Origin of the sequence: Pedobacter sp. AJM (assembly GCF_002197755.1) — a bacterium.
GTDB lineage: Bacteria > Bacteroidota > Bacteroidia > Sphingobacteriales > Sphingobacteriaceae > Pedobacter.
This window is the reverse complement of record NZ_NHOT01000003.1, coordinates 616,400-633,009: the sequence shown is the minus strand read 5'-3', so window position 1 is coordinate 633,009 and position 16,610 is coordinate 616,400. Positions and strand designations below refer to the sequence as shown.

16 protein-coding genes are annotated in these 16,610 nt (G+C 39.4%); 7 read left to right on the top strand and 9 right to left on the bottom strand.

What is annotated here, in order from left to right; genetic code table 11:
- The first annotated feature begins 101 nt into the window (after window positions 1-101).
- The 3 genes from CBW18_RS08495 to CBW18_RS08480 all read left to right on the top strand — a co-directional run bounded on the left by CBW18_RS08495 (window position 102) and on the right by CBW18_RS08480 (window position 2,282).
- Window positions 102-482, top strand: a complete 381-nt coding sequence (locus CBW18_RS08495) for a periplasmic heavy metal sensor (protein ID WP_088300866.1) — start codon at window positions 102-104, stop codon at window positions 480-482.
- Between the two features lie 68 nt (window positions 483-550).
- Window positions 551-1,120, top strand: coding sequence for a nucleoside triphosphate pyrophosphatase (locus tag CBW18_RS08490; protein WP_088300865.1), 570 nt, complete (start codon window positions 551-553; stop codon window positions 1,118-1,120).
- A 481-nt stretch (window positions 1,121-1,601) separates the two neighbouring features.
- Window positions 1,602-2,282 carry a hypothetical protein gene (locus tag CBW18_RS08480; RefSeq protein ID WP_088300864.1) on the top strand — a complete coding sequence of 227 codons (681 nt, stop codon included), beginning with the start codon at window positions 1,602-1,604 and terminating at the stop codon, window positions 2,280-2,282.
- Here CBW18_RS08480 and CBW18_RS08475 read toward each other — a convergent pair.
- The 9 genes from CBW18_RS08475 to CBW18_RS08435 all read right to left on the bottom strand — a co-directional run bounded on the left by CBW18_RS08475 (window position 2,268) and on the right by CBW18_RS08435 (window position 10,834).
- Entirely contained in the window at window positions 2,268-3,191 is a 924-nt protein-coding gene (locus CBW18_RS08475; protein WP_088300863.1) for an exopolyphosphatase, read from the bottom strand. The two genes, CBW18_RS08480 and CBW18_RS08475, sit on opposite strands and share 15 nt — an antisense overlap.
- A gap of 35 nt (window positions 3,192-3,226) precedes the next feature.
- Window positions 3,227-3,757, bottom strand: coding sequence for a hypothetical protein (locus CBW18_RS08470; protein WP_088300862.1), 531 nt, complete (start codon window positions 3,755-3,757; stop codon window positions 3,227-3,229).
- Window positions 3,754-6,051 carry a patatin-like phospholipase family protein gene (locus CBW18_RS08465; protein WP_253248992.1) on the bottom strand — a complete coding sequence of 766 codons (2,298 nt, stop codon included), beginning with the start codon at window positions 6,049-6,051 and terminating at the stop codon, window positions 3,754-3,756. The genes CBW18_RS08470 and CBW18_RS08465 overlap by 4 nt, the downstream gene beginning before the upstream one ends.
- A gap of 49 nt (window positions 6,052-6,100) precedes the next feature.
- Complete coding sequence (locus tag CBW18_RS08460; RefSeq protein ID WP_088300861.1) at window positions 6,101-6,574, bottom strand: TspO/MBR family protein; 474 nt, start codon at window positions 6,572-6,574, stop codon at window positions 6,101-6,103.
- A gap of 42 nt (window positions 6,575-6,616) precedes the next feature.
- On the bottom strand, window positions 6,617-7,963 hold the full coding sequence (locus CBW18_RS08455) for a M28 family metallopeptidase (protein ID WP_088300860.1): 1,347 nt from the start codon (window positions 7,961-7,963) through the stop codon (window positions 6,617-6,619).
- Between the two features lie 136 nt (window positions 7,964-8,099).
- A complete protein-coding gene (locus CBW18_RS08450; RefSeq protein WP_088300859.1) occupies window positions 8,100-8,726 on the bottom strand; it encodes an insulinase family protein in 627 nt (208 codons plus the stop codon).
- 581 nt (window positions 8,727-9,307) lie between these two features.
- Window positions 9,308-9,775: an alpha/beta fold hydrolase gene (locus CBW18_RS08445; protein ID WP_088300858.1), complete on the bottom strand. Its 468-nt coding sequence runs from the start codon at window positions 9,773-9,775 to the stop codon at window positions 9,308-9,310.
- Window positions 9,772-10,116, bottom strand: coding sequence for an alpha/beta fold hydrolase (locus tag CBW18_RS08440; protein WP_172406476.1), 345 nt, complete (start codon window positions 10,114-10,116; stop codon window positions 9,772-9,774). Before CBW18_RS08440 ends, CBW18_RS08445 begins: the two co-directional genes overlap by 4 nt.
- Before the next feature lie 187 nt (window positions 10,117-10,303).
- Window positions 10,304-10,834: an OmpA family protein gene (locus CBW18_RS08435; RefSeq protein WP_088301345.1), complete on the bottom strand. Its 531-nt coding sequence runs from the start codon at window positions 10,832-10,834 to the stop codon at window positions 10,304-10,306.
- 200 nt (window positions 10,835-11,034) lie between these two features.
- Between CBW18_RS08435 and tatA the strand changes: the two genes are divergently transcribed.
- The 4 genes from tatA (at window position 11,035) to CBW18_RS08410 (ending at window position 16,598) form a co-directional block, all read left to right on the top strand.
- The gene (gene tatA / locus CBW18_RS08430; protein WP_088300856.1) at window positions 11,035-11,226 is read left to right on the top strand and encodes a twin-arginine translocase TatA/TatE family subunit; all 192 of its coding nucleotides are present in this window, start codon (window positions 11,035-11,037) and stop codon (window positions 11,224-11,226) included.
- A gap of 1,011 nt (window positions 11,227-12,237) precedes the next feature.
- Window positions 12,238-14,121, top strand: coding sequence for a type VI secretion system Vgr family protein (locus tag CBW18_RS08420; RefSeq protein ID WP_088300854.1), 1,884 nt, complete (start codon window positions 12,238-12,240; stop codon window positions 14,119-14,121).
- Window positions 14,122-14,124: 3 nt separating this feature from the next.
- The gene (locus CBW18_RS08415; RefSeq protein WP_088300853.1) at window positions 14,125-14,985 is read left to right on the top strand and encodes a hypothetical protein; all 861 of its coding nucleotides are present in this window, start codon (window positions 14,125-14,127) and stop codon (window positions 14,983-14,985) included.
- Window positions 14,986-14,987: 2 nt separating this feature from the next.
- Window positions 14,988-16,598 (top strand): DNA/RNA non-specific endonuclease, encoded by a 1,611-nt coding sequence (locus tag CBW18_RS08410; RefSeq protein ID WP_140418649.1) that lies wholly within the window; start codon window positions 14,988-14,990, stop codon window positions 16,596-16,598.
- Window positions 16,599-16,610 lie beyond the last annotated feature (12 nt).

The following is a 16,610-nucleotide window of genomic DNA, read 5'->3' as shown; positions in this document are numbered from 1 at the left end:
AGATTGATCTGTTTTAATTTGCAACATTGAAGTTACAGTATGCCATTAAACTTTGTTTCCTGCTAATACTCCAACTTGTCTAAATTTCAAAAAACAACAAGATGAAAAAATTATTAATGATCTGCGGATTAATGCTGGGCATAGCTGGTTTCGCTCAGGCACAACAGGGGGGCGGAAGAGGTATGATGATGAAACCTGAAGAACGTGTAAAACTATTGGATGAAAAGCTAAAGCTGAGTGATGACCAGAAAACGAAGCTAACCACTGTTTTTACGGAACAAGCTGAAGCCATGAAAAAGATGCGTGAAGAAATGCAGGGAGCTGATCGGGATGCGATGAGGGAGAAGATGCAAAAATTCCGTGCGGAAAATGATACAAAGGTTTCTGCAGTGCTAAATGATGATCAGAAAAAAACTTATGAGGCCTGGCAGAAAGAGCAACGCGCTGAAATGCAGAAGCGTATGCAGGGTGGAAGTAATTAATCTGTTAAAACATTCGATAATAAAAGCGGCTTTTGGTCGCTTTTATTATTTTAGCAAAAATTTACGTTATGGCAATTACATTCCCACCCATCATACTGGCATCAAAATCACCGCGCAGACAGGAACTTTTAACCCTGATAGGCTTAAATTTTAAAGTGGTACTGAAAGATGTCGATGAAAGTTATCCTGATGGATTGTCTCCTGCCGAAATTGCTGTTTACATTTCAGAACAAAAAGCAAAAGCATTTAAGGCTGATGATGAAATCGTCATCACGGCTGATACCATCGTGGCCTTAAATGGCGAAATATTAGGCAAGCCAGCAGATCGTGCACACGCTCAGGAAATGCTGGCAAAATTATCTGGTCGTAAACATGAAGTTTATACGGGTGTGACATTAGCTAAAGGCAATAAAATCTATTCTTTTTATGACCGGACTGAAGTTTATTGTAAGTCAGTTACCAGTGAGGAGATTGATTTCTATATTGATCACTATCAGCCATATGATAAGGCCGGGAGTTATGGTGTGCAAGACTGGTGGGGATTGGTAGTGGTACAGCGAATTGAAGGCTCTTACACCAATGTAATGGGGCTGCCTACTGAAAAGTTATATCAAGAGCTCAAAAACTTCTTAGGTTGATAAGTAGCTAATCCTGAATTTGAATACAGATTCAATCAAGTTAAACCTACTAAGTTCTTTATGTTGTTAATTCAGCCCACAACATTGCTTTTATGGTTTACTGAAGAGTCTTCAAACGTAATAAGATCATTTATGCCTACAATTTTTCCGAAGAATACCTCACAATATTTTTTGGAAGAGGCTTATGCAAACTTATGATATCTTTATTTTTATCAGCAAATTTTCTTCTCGAGCCACCTGTTTTTCCTGCTGACAATTCTTCGAAACCATAAAACCTAAGTACCGTAATTAATTTCCCCCAGGTTAAATCTTTGGGCTTTGATAAGAATCTATTAATAAGTTTTTCGATTCTACTCAACATTGTAACTGAATTGTAGTTGTACAACATCTGCTATGTTTTTTCTATTGCAAAACAATTAAATCATTTTAAATAACTTATGGAATCCTGATTTCTTTTTCATCATGTTAACAAATCTAAAAGATGAAAAATTCGCCAGCACAAGTGACCATTGCAGAACCCTGTACTCAGCATTGGGATGAGATGGAAAAAGAATCAGGTTTTGCTTTCTGTACAGCCTGTTCAAAAAACGTGATTGACTTTACGAATTATACCAACGCAGAAATCATTTCTGTATTAACTCAAGCCAGCACTTCGATATGTGGCCGTTTAACAGTTACGCAGCTCAATCAGTTGAATTATTACTTATTAGTTAAACCAGCGAATAGAAACTGGATGAAATACCTAGGTGTACTGGCCATTGGCGTAGCCATTTTTACTCAGGATGCCAGGGCTGCTATTCCTCGCGTGGCTACAGAAATTACAGCGCAGTCTACAGTTAAAGAGGACGATAAAAAGCCAGATACTGTGACCAGGATATCAGGAGTGATTTTAGGTTTAGATAAAAAGCCCAGGTCCGGAATTCGTGTGGTCATTTTGAACACCAAATATCATACAATAACAGATGAAGCTGGTCGGTATGAATTTGTTTTTAAATATGGTTTAGATCTTAAAAGCAATGTACTTTCTGTGGAGAGCGCACGCTTTGCCGCAACAATGATACTCGATTACAGCAAGGTCAAGCAAAAAGATTTAGCTTTGCAAAGCAGCCCAATCATTATGGGAAGAGTGATTATGCCAGCTAAAAAATTAACCCTCGAATAAATTTTGCGACAGCATGCCCATTTTTAAATCATAGGTTGATAGTTTTAGCTGGTTAATCTGAAGTCTGCCCAGAACGTAGTTGGTGATGAGGGCTGCAATTACAATTAAATCTACCCGAAGAGGAATGATACCCGGCATTTCTGATCGCTGTTGATGCGTAGAGTTAATCAACTTAACAGAGAGGGTAATATATTCATCAAAATCGAAATGATAGGATTGGAGTGTATCTAAATTAATGACCGATTTTTTCGCGCTGCTCACCAATTCGGCAAAGGTTTCAAAAGCACCCGCTGATCCGATTAATGTTTTTGGCTGATACGGTGCACATACGGTAAATAAGTCTGTCAGTTCCTCTTGAATGTGTGCTAAAATATTATTTTTATCCCCATCCGAAATGGGATCTGACTTAAAAAATCTTTGCATTAAACGGGCTGCACCAATATTGTAGCTCTTCTTCCAGATTAATTTTTCTGTATTACATAGGATAAATTCCACGCTACCGCCACCAATATCCATAATTAAGGATAAATCTTCTACTGCGCCGCTTAATTTTACGCCTTCATAAATTAATGCAGCTTCTTCATCACCAGATAAAATCTCGATCTCTATTCCTGTCTGTTCCTTAACGATATATACGAAATCTTTCCCGTTGCCGGCGCTGCGCACCGCTGATGTAGCAGTGGCCCTGATCTTCTCTACCCTGAACTTTAAGATAGTTTCCTTAAAGTTTTTAAGACAGTTAATTCCCCTTTCAAATGCCTCCGGAATGATGATGTTGTCATTGATGCGTCCTTCACCCAGTTTAACAGGGACATTCGTTTTATAAAGTATTTCAAAATTTTGCCCGCTGACCTCCGCAATCAAGAGGTGAAAGGTATTGGTGCCCAGATCAATAACCGCTATACGCATAGCTGATAATAAGTTAAAGTGTTTAGCATTTAATTTCAGACCAGATTTTTCAAGCCATCAAATATGCTCTCAAAAAATGTAGAGATATTTAAGCCGGAACTGTGGTTAAAATACACAAAAACGAGGAAGGCAATCACCACAAAAATGATGAGTTTCCTAAAGGCAAAGGCAATAATCACGAGTGCAATTGGAATGATGAACAGCCATAAACTATTAATGGTGTATGGATTCAGGTCATTGTCTTTTTTGTATACATAAACAAGTTTACTATGTGTACCGAAATCGTTTTGATGTTTGATATAAACAAAAGTAGATTTATCTATGGGCAAGGGCAATACTGCGATGCCATCATTGAATTTAAGAATCTGGGTAAAACCACTTACGCTAAAGGTATATGTCCCATTAATATTTTCATTCGGAACATTCAGCGAATCGGCGGCAATAATGGCGAGCTTATTATTTTTAATTAAATTTTCCTTCACCAGGAAATTGTTAATGGTTGCGGTTTGTGCCGAGCTGATGAAAGCCACCAAACAAAGTGAGCAAAATAAGATTAATTGTTTCATTCGATAGAACGTTTATTGTAAATTAAATAACCGATATGCAATAATACACCATTTCTTTTAACTGCATCATTATATAAATTATAACTCAGGCTTACGGGGCCAAGCGGTGTATGATAAACCACTCCGGCTGTTGCCGCATAGCGAATTTTTGTAATAGCCTTTGCATAATCAACATCCTGCAGGCCAACACGTTCAAATTCCTTATGCGGTAAAAATAAATAAGCTTCAGCCCTTAAATCAATATTTTTTTTAAGGCTATAAATATTTTTAATCCCTCCGGCAGCATAAGTAGTGGCCCTGAATTTATCGAGAAAGAGCGAACGGCTATCCTGAATAGGGTAGAAGGCAGGAGCAACCAGCAACGTAGAGTAATAATTGTTGAATAAAGGCTGATTGGAAATCACGCCTTCCACAATATAGCCGAGCGTATACTTCTTCAGGTGCAGAAAATAGTTCTCCTGAGTGATTTTAATACTGCCCCAATGGTGCAATCTGCTCACTTCCGGTGATTTAACATAACCAAGTGTATTGCGAAAGATGTTGCCCGGCGTATAATTTTCCCTGCCGGTGGTATAGTTGAAGCTGAGAGAGAAATTTTGACCATTGGTGGCATATTGTTTCCTGTTTAAAGAGTTTTTTTCGAGATTAAGTGAACCCCTGAAGCCATTAAAAATGGTTTGATCCAGTAAGTCGCCCACCGCAAAGGTATTATTCGGGCTATATCGATCCGTATTATTGATGAAGCTGGAGTGCAGGACTATTTTAGTGTTGTAATTTAATGGAACACCCATCATCAGGTCAATCTTGCGGTCAGATTGCTCGATATAAATAGGGCGTGGATTTTCAATAAAAATCTGGCTGGTATTGTAAAAGTTCCAGTGGTTATAAGTCATTTCTGCAGCCAGAAAAAGCGGTAATTTTGTAGGATAATCTATCCGGCCGTTCAACTGAACCGATTCGTAAAAGCGACCGGAATAAAAGCTCGTTCCAAAGGTGTATGCCTTGCGGTTTAAATAATTGTATTCGGCACCCAGAAAAACATTACTGATGGGGCGGGTGGATATATTGCCACCCAAATCCAGTTTAAAGCTTTTTTTGGGCTGAGCCACCACTTCAAAAGTATAGCTATCGGTAACAGACTGATAAGATATTTTGGGATAAACGGTTTCAAAAGTCTGATCGGCAACCAGTTTATAGTAGCCGCGCTTAATATCCTGCAGGTTAAATGTAGGCTGGTCACTTTTGAATAAGCGCTCGATATATTTTTTCTGCTGGTCGTTTACGCCGGATACAGAAACTGTACGGAACTTGAAATCAGGTTTTTTGGAATTAAAAATGGCTCTTTTTTTTGCCAGTTCCTCATCACTGACCCTTCTGCTGATCAATAGTTTAATCCTGGGCATATCTGCCATCGTTGCATCATATCCTCTTTTAATCAGTTCTTTTACGGGGGCAAAGTTGGTTGCGGTATATTCAGCCAGATCAGGCTGGATGTAAACGCCGTTTTTTCCAATCATGGTGGAGTCTGATTTGGACAAAAACATGTACACCAGGAAACGGTTCATTAAACGGTCATCGGTATTTTTAGGATATTCATTATAGGTTTTGGAAGAAACATTGGCACCGATCATATAATCAGGCTTAAATTCCCTTTCCATTACATCTGCAGGGAAGTTATTATACAAACCACCATCAAAAACATATTTTCCATCCAGCTTAATCGGACGGTAAATAATCGGAACCGTCATTGTTGCCCGCACTGCTTCTGCTAAACTTCCTTTGCTCACCGTAATACTTTTCTGAGAAAGCACATCGGCCACCATACAGCGGTAGGGGATAAAAAGCTTATTAAAATCATCCTTAGATACAGCTGATGCCTGTGAGAAAAGTTCCAGAAAGGCAAAATTTAAAGGAATATCATTAATCAGGTTGGAACGGAAACTAAAATGGAACCCTGTATCTATGGCCACTTTAGCTGTAAGCATAGAAGCATTGGGTGCATTCTTTTGGAAATAGTAAGTATAATCGCTTGTATAGCGCCCGTTTACCCAGTTTTGAAAATCATCACTTAATGCTATTTTCTCAATCTCTGCCGGTGAATAGCCTGCGGCATACATGGCACCAACAATGCCGCCCATTGATGTTCCGGTAATATAATCTATGGGGATGTGATTTTCTTCAAGCGCCTTTAAAGTGCCAATATGTGCCAGGCCCTTTGCACCGCCACCGCTAAAAACAAGACCCACCTTTTGCGCATGCAACTGGGTATAGCATAAAACGAAGAGTATCAGCAAAATTCTTTTAAAAGCTACCACTCTCCTAAAATAAGATTTTCTTTTAAAATTAATTCAATATGAATAGGTTATAAGTTAAAAATGATGCAAAACTAACCCAAAGTATGTAGGGGATGAATAGTAGCCCTGCCCATTTATCTATTTTATAAAACATCATTGCGTTAAGAATGATAACCGCCAGGAGTACAATAATCTCTGCCAGGGCAAAACCAATTTCATGCAGGTAAAAGAAAATAAAAGACCAGGCCAGGTTTAAAATAAGCTGGATGAAATAAACGGCTACCGTTCTGGGGAAGTGAACAATGCGATCGCGTTTAACCCAAACCAGATAAGCAGCTATTCCGATTAATACATACAGGCTTGTCCAAACCGGCGCAAAAAGCCAGTTAGGTGGATTAAAAGCGGGCTTATTTAATAAAGGATACCAGGTTCTGACCGATTGCGCTGTAGCATAACCGCCCAATGCCCCAATACTCAGGGTGATCAGTATGCTTAAAATGAATGCTAAAGGCTTAAATTTCATGGCCTAAAAATAAGCTTAAACTTTGGTAAAGCTTAATGTTTTCTATCTGCCAATGCCGGGAACAACCGCAAGGCTTTCATTCTCTTCATTGCCAACACTTTGTACAGCAAATAAATAATTGTCTTTACTATAGGGTAGCGTTATCTTAGTGGCTGAAGTAAAAAATTTCTTTTCCCAAACGGGGCTGCTGGTTTCGCGCATGAGCACATAATAACCCTTCACATTGCCGCTTAACGGTGCTTTCCAATATAATTGTGAAGCATTGCTCAGGTTTTTAACATCTATTTTAACTTCTATGGGTGCTGAAGGTGCTTTGGCTAAATTGGCCAAGACGGCGATATTAACACCCGTATTTTTTCTGAGGTATTCAAAATCCATAAATTCTTGTAAATCGCCATATTTAATGCCATTTTCCGTTCTTAAATCCTGATGCTGATGATCAAAATTTTCATTCATTTCAGTGATTCTTACTGCGGTAAAGCCATTTTCAACAAAAGGCGTGTGGTCGCCACCCCTTAAAAAGCGGTCATTTCTGTAAATGAGTTTAATCTCCAGCTGATCGACATAACGTTCGCCAACTTCCTTTACGTATCTTGCCAGCTGACGGCTTTTACCATCATTTTCCAATCCAAACTGGCGGATGCTTTTAGCGTTTTTATCCAGCTCATACGCCGGTAGGCCTTCACTAAACACACGTAACCGGGTATTGTCTATAATTTGTGTTTCACTGCTGTTATTGCTGCCAATCATATCATTGTTAAGCATCGCATCAACATTCCAGCCTTCTTTTTTAGCTTTATCCGCCATAAAACCCGAACCTAATAACGATTGTTCCTCACCGCTAACGGCAACGAAAATAATGGTGGTAGGAAATTTATACCGGCTCATAATCCTTGCGGCTTCTATTACGCCGGCTACCCCGCTGCCATCATCGTTTGCTCCGGGTGCATTACTGGTTCTGTTCATTACATCTGTAACGCGACTATCCAAATGCCCGCTGACCACATAAACCCTTTTATCATTTGGATCAGTTCCTTTTAATATGGCCACTGCATTTCCCAATAGGGTAGGTTGGTCTACCCGTTTACCGTCTGGTTTAAAAGTAGTGGTATCTAAATATGCCGAGAGCCGGCCATCACCTTGTTTTGCAAATTGATTAAACTTTCCAACCACCCAATTTCTGGCTGCCCCAATTCCTTTGGTTTTGCTTTTCATATCACTTAACGTATTTCTGGTGCCAAAGGAAACCATTTGAGCAATATATGACTTCAATGAATCCTGGCTCACAGCTTTAACCATTTGATCAATATCCTGATTTCGGTTTACTACAGTTTGTGCATGAAGTGAGGTGATCAAAAAAGAAAAGAGTATGATAGCGGTCTTTTTCATAGCGGGATAATTGATGCGCTAAGATATTGAATGTTTAATTAATCTGATCCGGAGCCGGACAAAATCATGTAACATTTTAAGCATAAAAAGCTTCCTGATTTTAATCAGAAAGCTTTTTATTTAAAGTAGGATAACATTATTTTGCTATTGAAGAAATTTCTTCTTTATTCGCTTTTTTCCAGTTTCCAAATGCCTTTTTTACGGCTGCTTTTGCCGTATTCATTTCAACATTACCCGCAACGGTTAAAAATGTTTTTTCAGGTGAGATTTCATTATAAAAAGCCTGAAGATCTCCAAGCGATATAGCATTTATCGTATTTTCATTTACCGTTTGGTCGTAATCGTAATCCTGTTTTTTTAAGCTGGCAAGTAATGTCGCTTTGCCGCTATCGAATGCTTTTTGGTTGATGTCAGTATGTTGAATGATGGAGGCCATTTCTGTTAATCCTTTTTCCAGCTGGGCATTATTGGTAGCCAACCTGCCACTGTTATCTTTAAACAGGATCTGATCATTTTTTGAGGCACGCTCATTTAATGTCGCATTAAGCAATTCTACAATGCCATCCTTCTTATTTTGAAATGCTCTGGTATCTAAGGTAAAACTCGAAAATGCACCCTGGGACTTTTGATTTTCTGAAACGATAATTTTCATACCATTTTTTAACGAATAATTGATAGGTTCACGCATACCATTTTGTGCATTACTGGCCGATGCAGAAAAGATAATTAACGAGAAAACGAAGATTTTTTTGATAGTGTTCATGTGTGTTATTTTTTTATGATGATAAATTATAGTTATCCATTCAGTTTATTCATGCCCAAAAGCGCCAGAGGAGCATAAATAATAAATGATTTTGGCTTATATACGGGTTTATATTTTGTCTGGTTTTTGAAATGAACAGATTTATTCATTTTGTTCATTATATTGATGATCATATCATTCATTTTGAATGTCGTTGCTTTTGTTACAAATAATATGCCAACAAGTGCGGTATTATATCGGAAGAATATGATTATTCGAAAATGCTATAATAATGATTGAACCTTATAATTTTTATCTCTCCTTTAAAAATTATATATCACATTTGAGAAGGAGGCGTCGTTGTTATCATTCAACCTATTTTACATGGCATTTTAACAGCTATTTTTGGAAAACAGGAAAATTAAAAATCTCATGACTACAAAGCTTGATTATTTTGGAGTGATCAAGCTTTGTGGCTAATTAAGATTATTCGTGCAGGTGTTGCTATGGAAGAGGCGGGAATTAGGGCACTAAATCCTGATGTCTGAACAATATATTCAACAATTTCTTCAGAGCATAAGTAAAGAAGATATTATTATGATTTAGCACATGTGTTCATCCATAATAAATTTTTTGATTTCTTTCACGGTTTCTTCCGGTTCACAAATCTGTGGGAAGTGACCGGTGGCCTTCATCACAACTAAAAAATTATTGGGTGTATACTCCCTGATGTATTCGCCTATATGCAGTGGAACCAGCGGATCATTGGCCATGGCTAAAGTCAGGCTTGGAACGGATAGTTCTTTTAATTTTTCCCGGCAATCTGTTTTAAAGGTAGCCATGGCAAAGGCCAATGCAATACTGGGATTGGTTTCTTCGAAGCATTCAATTAAAAATTCTGTTAATTCAGGTTTATGAGGACAATCCAGCACAGCTGGTGAAATCGCTTTGGCCCATCCGGAATAATCGTCCACAATATGGTTAAAAAGGGCTGCTATATCTTCAGTTTTAAATCCGCCAATATAATGTTGATCATTCAGGTATTTAGGGGAAGGCCCGATAAAGATCAATTTCTTAAAACATCTGGTTTTTGTATTGCGGCAATCATCCCGATCATGGCGCTAACCGAGTGGCCGACAAAAATAATTTCCTGAAGCTGAAGTGCAGCTATAATATCAAGAACATCGCAGGCATAACCTTCTAAAGTAGCATATTTGTGGTAATCATACTGACTGATGTCGGTGTTTCCAGATCCTACATAGTCAAACAAAATCACCTTATAATCTTTCAGAAAAGAGTGGGTAATGTATTTCCAGGTGCTTTGTGTACAGCCAAAACCATGTGCAAAAACAATGATCTGGCTACCTTCACCAAGAATTTTAATATTATTTCTAACTAAAACGGGATGCACAATATTCGGGTTTAATTCAGCTCAATGTGGGGATATTCAATGAAATTAAATATTGTTGATCGGAAACAGAAATAAAATAAAATAATGAATGAAAAGAAAAAACATGCAATGAACTGCGGTTGGGCATACCGGGTATGCTATTCAGTTATTGCATGTTCAGGTTAATATTTACTATGGAAGGATGCGATTAATTTTTAATCTTAATCTCCGTTCTTCTGTTTAAGGTTCTTCCTTCTTCGGTATTATTGGTGCTGATGGGTTCTTTTTCCCCATGGCCTACAATGGTAAAACGATCGGCACTTAAACCTGCATTTACAAAATATGATTTAACAGCATTTGCACGATCTACTGAAAGCGACATGTTATGCTCCGGACTACCTTCTGCAGAAGAGTGACCATTCAATACAAACTGGGTATTTGGCGATTTTTTCATTTCTGCTACCGCTTTGTCTAAAATAGAAAAGGAAGAGGTTTTGAGCACAAAGGAATTAAACTCAAACTGAATATTATCCAGATTGAAGTTTGGCTGATCTGATGGCGCTGCTTCAGGTTCTTTTTCAGGCTCAGGTGCCGGTTTTTTGGCTTCTGCAGGTGGAGCTGGTTGAGCTACCGGTGCAGGTGCTGGTTTGGCTGCCAGTTTTTTGGTTTTGCATGAATACATGCTTAGTGTTGATAATGCGATAAGTGAGGTGAATAAAATGTTTTTACTGATGTTCATTTTTTTTGGTGTTAAGGTTTTGTTCAAATCAAACATACAAAATTCCGATTATAGCTATAACGATTCTTTTTAAAAGAACTTATGTTGAGGAAGGCCGGAGATGAAAACGGATGGTGCAATTCTATTGGAAAAGCTGATCATCAGGTAAAAACCAAAGGCTGGTTTCTGTCGTATATGAAAATACCAGAAACATAGAACCTATGAAAGATTTTACAATTGCCGCATTATTGGGCGGCCCGGAAATGATTATCCTTGGCATAGCCATATTATTATTGTTTGGAGGAAAGAAAATTCCGGAACTGATGAAAGGCCTAGGTAAAGGAATTAAAGAATTTAAGCAAGGCCAGCAGGATGAACCCGTTCCCGCCCCGGTTAATGAAAAAACGAAATAAATTTTTTATGATAACCAACAAACCTTACTAGTTTAAAACCGGTAAGGTTTGCTGCTGTATTATTTAAGAAATTAATTTATCTGATTTAATACCGTGCACCGTTTTCCTTTTGTTTTACAAGAATTTACCCATTCATTAGCATTAGAAAACCAATTATAAAGCTTTTTATAAGCCGAAATAATCTCATTGGCAGAGGTTAAAAATTCCCCTCCAAATCCTCTTCCTGAAAGATATAAGCATGTGATCCAAAACTTATGTGGTTGGCGAGGTACTAATTATTAATTTAGTCTGACTGTATGATTAGTACTACTATTCAAATATCCCGAAATTTTTAATTTAATCATGATTATTGACTATTATTCAGGCGTGTTTTTTTCAAAAAAGTCCATTTATTGTATGTAATGCGAATGTTGAAACGTTTTTTAGCGAAACAAATTTTTGTTTCCAGAAAAAACGTTTCGGATTTTGGAAACAAATTTTCCCGAAACAAAAAAATGTTTCGGCTTTTTTTGTTTCGGGAATTCATCATTTTATTATTGGCATTATCTGCTATCGCTTGTTTCCGGTTTATAAATTTCCGGTTATTGCAATATTAATTTTTAAAACTCATCAAGTCTAAATTCGCAGCCATGCCATCGATGATTTGAGTTTATGATCTCAATGTGCCGTGTATAAAAGCACTACACATTGCCCTGAAAACCCACAACATTTTGATTTATATGAAGTATGATAAGTGATACGAAAATTATTTTAAAATAAATACAAGCATCTTTTCCTGATAAAATCTATGTTTAAATGCTTTACATTAAACCTTTTCAAAAATCGGGAAGATTGAACAGCTGTAAATGAGCAACATAGATCATTCATTGGCTCAATATTTGGTAAAAGCATATATCGTTTAACCAAATTAACCATCATTAAATTTTACGCCAACGCACTCATTTTCAATAAACAGATTCATCAGCAATATTGGGTGCAGGTTTAAATTAAAATGGTGAACAGCTTAGCCCTATGGAAAACAAACTCATCACCGAAATCAATATAGAAGACCAGGCGATACCTCATTTTGCCTCATTTAGTTTACAACAGGAATTTAACAGCCACCATTATTTTGAACTCCGGTTTAACCACGACCAGATGGGTGCCCCCGGCCTGATTAACCTGGATGACAGCCGCGATTTTGTAGGTAAAACCCTAACCGCCTCCTTTGGCTACGCAACCGAACAGATGCAGCAATTTGCTGGCCTGGTTACCCGGGTAGAGCTGGCCCAAAGCCATGGCTACCATGGGGTGTTGATTGTGAGTGGTTACAGCCCCACTATTTTGATTGATCGCGGGGAAGACCTCGGTTCTTACCTGGATAAAGATTTAAATGAAATTGTAAAACTGGCCACCATTGATACCCCGGCAAACGATTTAAAAATTGTAGCCAATGCCAGCCGCCAGGCCAGTATTGATTACCTGATCCAGTACAAGGAAAGCGACTGGGAATTTTTAAACCGCCTTTCTGGCGAATACCATGAATGGCTGTATTATGATGGTAAGCAGCTGAATTTCGGGAAGCCTGACACCCAAAAGGACATTGGCCTGTTTTATGGCCGGGATGTCCACAACCTGCAATACGCCATGGAACTGGCACCCCTTAAAAACAAACGTTTCGCCTATAACCCCAAACAGGATACCATACTGGAAAGTGAAAGCAGCGGCCAGGCCGGCGGCCATCCTGATCTGGATTATGCCATCAAAGCATCGAACCTGATGTACAGCAAAACCTTTAACCAACCCTCCATGATCAGGGTGGATAATGATGGCGATATTAAAAGTCATGTAGAGAATGAAGAAAAAGCGCACATCAGCGAGTTGTTAAAGGTAAACGCCAGTGGCGATAATGCAGCACTGGGTATTGGTACCCTGGCCGAAATTACCATGAGCATCAGGCAGGAAATCGCCTTTGCTACCGAAAGCCTGGGACGGTTTTTAATTACCAGCATTACCCATAACCTGGATGGTACAGGGAAATACCACAATACTTTTGAAGGCGTGGTGGCCAGTTCTGAACGGATACTGGTGAAAAATTATACTAAACCCAGCCCGGATATGCAGCTGGCTGACGTGATTGACAATGACGATCCGCAGGGGCAGGGCCGCATTAAAGTAAAATTTAAGTGGAAATGCCACAGCAATGATGTAACCGAATGGCTGCGCGTGGTCAGCCCAAATGCGGGCACGGGCGATACCGGGAAAAACCGCGGCTTTCACGTCATCCCCGAAAAAGGCGACCAGGTGATGATCGCCTTTGAAGAAGGCAACGTGGCGCGGCCCGTGGTAATGGGCAGTGTGTACCATGGCAAAAGTGGTGACAGCAGCGGTTTTAAGAACAGCAACACCAAGGGTTTGACCTCCAGAAAAGGCAGTGCTTTAACATTTGATGATTTAAACCATGCCTTAAATATGGGTACCAATGCGGCTAATTTTGTGAACATTAAAAATGGCCCGGGTTTAATTACAGCACAGGCAGCCAGCAAGATTGTGATTCATAGCGGTAAAAGTACCATTACCATGGATAAGGAAGGGAATATTGATATCAGTGGCGAGCATATCAGTATTAACGGACGAGCAAGCATCGATATTCAATCGCCGAAAATTACCATGGGTAACCTGGCCCCGGCAGAAGGTGCTACACCAGAACAAACGGCGGCCGCTACCAAAACTTTAGATATTAAAGGCGAACTGATTACGGTGGAAGGGAAAGACCTGGTAGATGCAAAAGCCAGGGCCATGAACCTTGCCGCCACTGAAAATGATTTTACCATTGATGGCCAAAAAAACTTAACCATAGGCGTTACCGCAACAGCTTCTTTAAATGGTGGCAAGGTAGAAATTAATAAAAGCTAAGTTATGTTGTACGAAGATAACTATCCGATCAATTTTGGATTAACAGAAGGTACAAGCAAGGCTTACCAGATTGAGCAGCAAATTAGCTATACGGTTGACGATTATCAGTACCACAATGAAATCAAAACGGAAGTAAGGGTTACGGTAGAGCAAAAAACTCCCTTAAATTATGTGTTTTCCATCCAGCTATTAAATCAGTGGCAGCTTAAAAATGATGGTGTGGATGCGGTAGATATGAGCATGGCCGAGTTGCGTAAGAAACTCCTGATTGAAACGGATTTGCAAGGCAAGATTCAACAAGTGGTCAATCTATCTGAAATCAAAGATCACTGGCTTGAAATTAGGCCTGCGATAGCTAGAAAATATGCAAATCACGGGCAGCTTAAAGAAATGATCAATGATGCGGTATTACTGCTATATACAGATGGTGGGTTAAACAGGGCTATACAATCATCCTATCTATACCAAGCTATATTGCCTGGGCTACTGGAACAAAATTTCAGCAAAGAAAGACAGTATGCTTTTAACGGTCACCGCGAAATACCCAATGCCATCGGACAAACTGCATTACCCTTTAAAACAAAAGTTTCGTTGGCAGATTGCGATGAGGTACAACATAGCTGCACGATCAAAATAGAGGGTGAGATTGATCGGGACAATTTTGATCAGGATAGTGTAACTGAAATGTTTAGCGAGCTACTGGAGGTCTATAATCTCAATGCTCATGTAGAAGGTTTTCATTTAGAAAGCTATGAATACGGCAGCGATGGCATGCCTTTGCAGTCATCCCAATTGACCCAATACGCAATTGAAAGCGTATTGATGTACCGTAATAGTTGTATCCTAATACCTTTAAACAATTAGCCATGGCAAAGAAATATGTTCCGAATGGTGTCTATCTGGTTTGCGATAAAGGGCTTGGGTTTGGAAAACTTAAGGTAACCAACCATAAAAATGTTCGCCTTTATGGCAAACAAATGGCTACCGAGGGTGATAAAGTACCTATGGTCAACATTCCTTGCCTAGGCATCTGTTCCATCACCAAAACCAAGTGTCAGCCCATCCCCTTGCTGTGGCAGGGTGTACAGCAAGGCATTACGATAGGCCCTTACCACAAACTGCTCGAAGATTCGAAATTGCCATGCAGTCTGGGCGGTAAAATTGGTATTCATTTTAGTATGCCAGCAGCCATGGCAGCTATTGAGGCCAATGTTACGGCAATGCGGCAGCGTGAGATGAAAAGCCTTGGTGCTAAGGTGGATGACTGGTTTCAAAAGGGTTTTGACGAGCAGGAAAAAGCCAACAACAAGGTTGGTGGTCTTTACGGTAAATATTCCAATTTTAAACTGGGCATAAATGAAGGGATATATGGCGGGGTAAAGGGTATTGGTGAAGGGCTGGTGTTTTTAAAAGACCTGGGGGATAAGGCCAGGGGGGCTGCCTTACATGCGGTAACCCACCCTACTGAAACTGCGGGCAAAATAAAAGATGCGGCTGTGGCAACCAAGAACGCAGTAAGTGGTGCTGCTGATTGGGTAAGCACACCTGGCAATGTAAAGAAAGTAGCGAGTGATTTTGGGCAGGCGCACATAAATGCCTATAATTGGGCAACCACACCCGGCAACCTGGAAAGTGCGGGTAAGGCTGCCATCACTAAAACGGGTGAAGGCCTGAAACAGGCCAAAGATTGGGCGGCGAAACAAAGCCCCCGCGATTGGGGCCGGTACACGGGACGTACCGGGTTCGAAGTGGGTCTAATGTTTACGGGCGTTGGAGAAGCCAAAGCTGTGGTAAGTGGTGCAGAACTTGCGAATGTTGCGGCTAAAACTGGTGAGGGTGCCAACATTTTAGCTAAAACTGCCGAAGCGGCAAGGGCAGCAAAAATAGCAGAAGAAGCTAACGCAACGGCAAAAGCATTGGAGGTAGCCAAAGCAGCAGAAGAAGCTAAAAAGGCAAGGACATTGGGGGAGGTGGTATCAGCAAAAGCAGATGATGTTATAGAATTAGCACCTGGTACTAAAGGTAACTGGAATAAAATTTTAAATAATAAGTTAAAACCAAATTCAACATATAAGGTCGGCAATAAACTTTATGAGACTGATGAGTTTGGAAGGATAAAAAGAGTCAAAGGAGAAATAGAGCTTGGCAAACTTGGCAGAAATGGATACCAACAAGGAAAATCTGTTATTTTAAAAGATGGAACTAAAGGTATTGATGAGGGTGGGCATTTAATTGGGCACCAATTTAAAGGGGCAGGTGAACAAATTAATTATGTGCCTATGAAAGGTACGCTTAATCAGGGTGCATGGAAAAAGATGGAAAGCGATTGGGCAAAAGCTTTGAAGGAGGTTCCTCCTAAAAAAGTTGAAGTTGATATAAAAAATATATACGATGGAGTTAGTAAGAGACCGTCGAAATTTAAGGTTATTTACAAAATTGACGGAAAAACAAACATAAAAATATTTCCTAATAACTAAAAAAGATAGAAT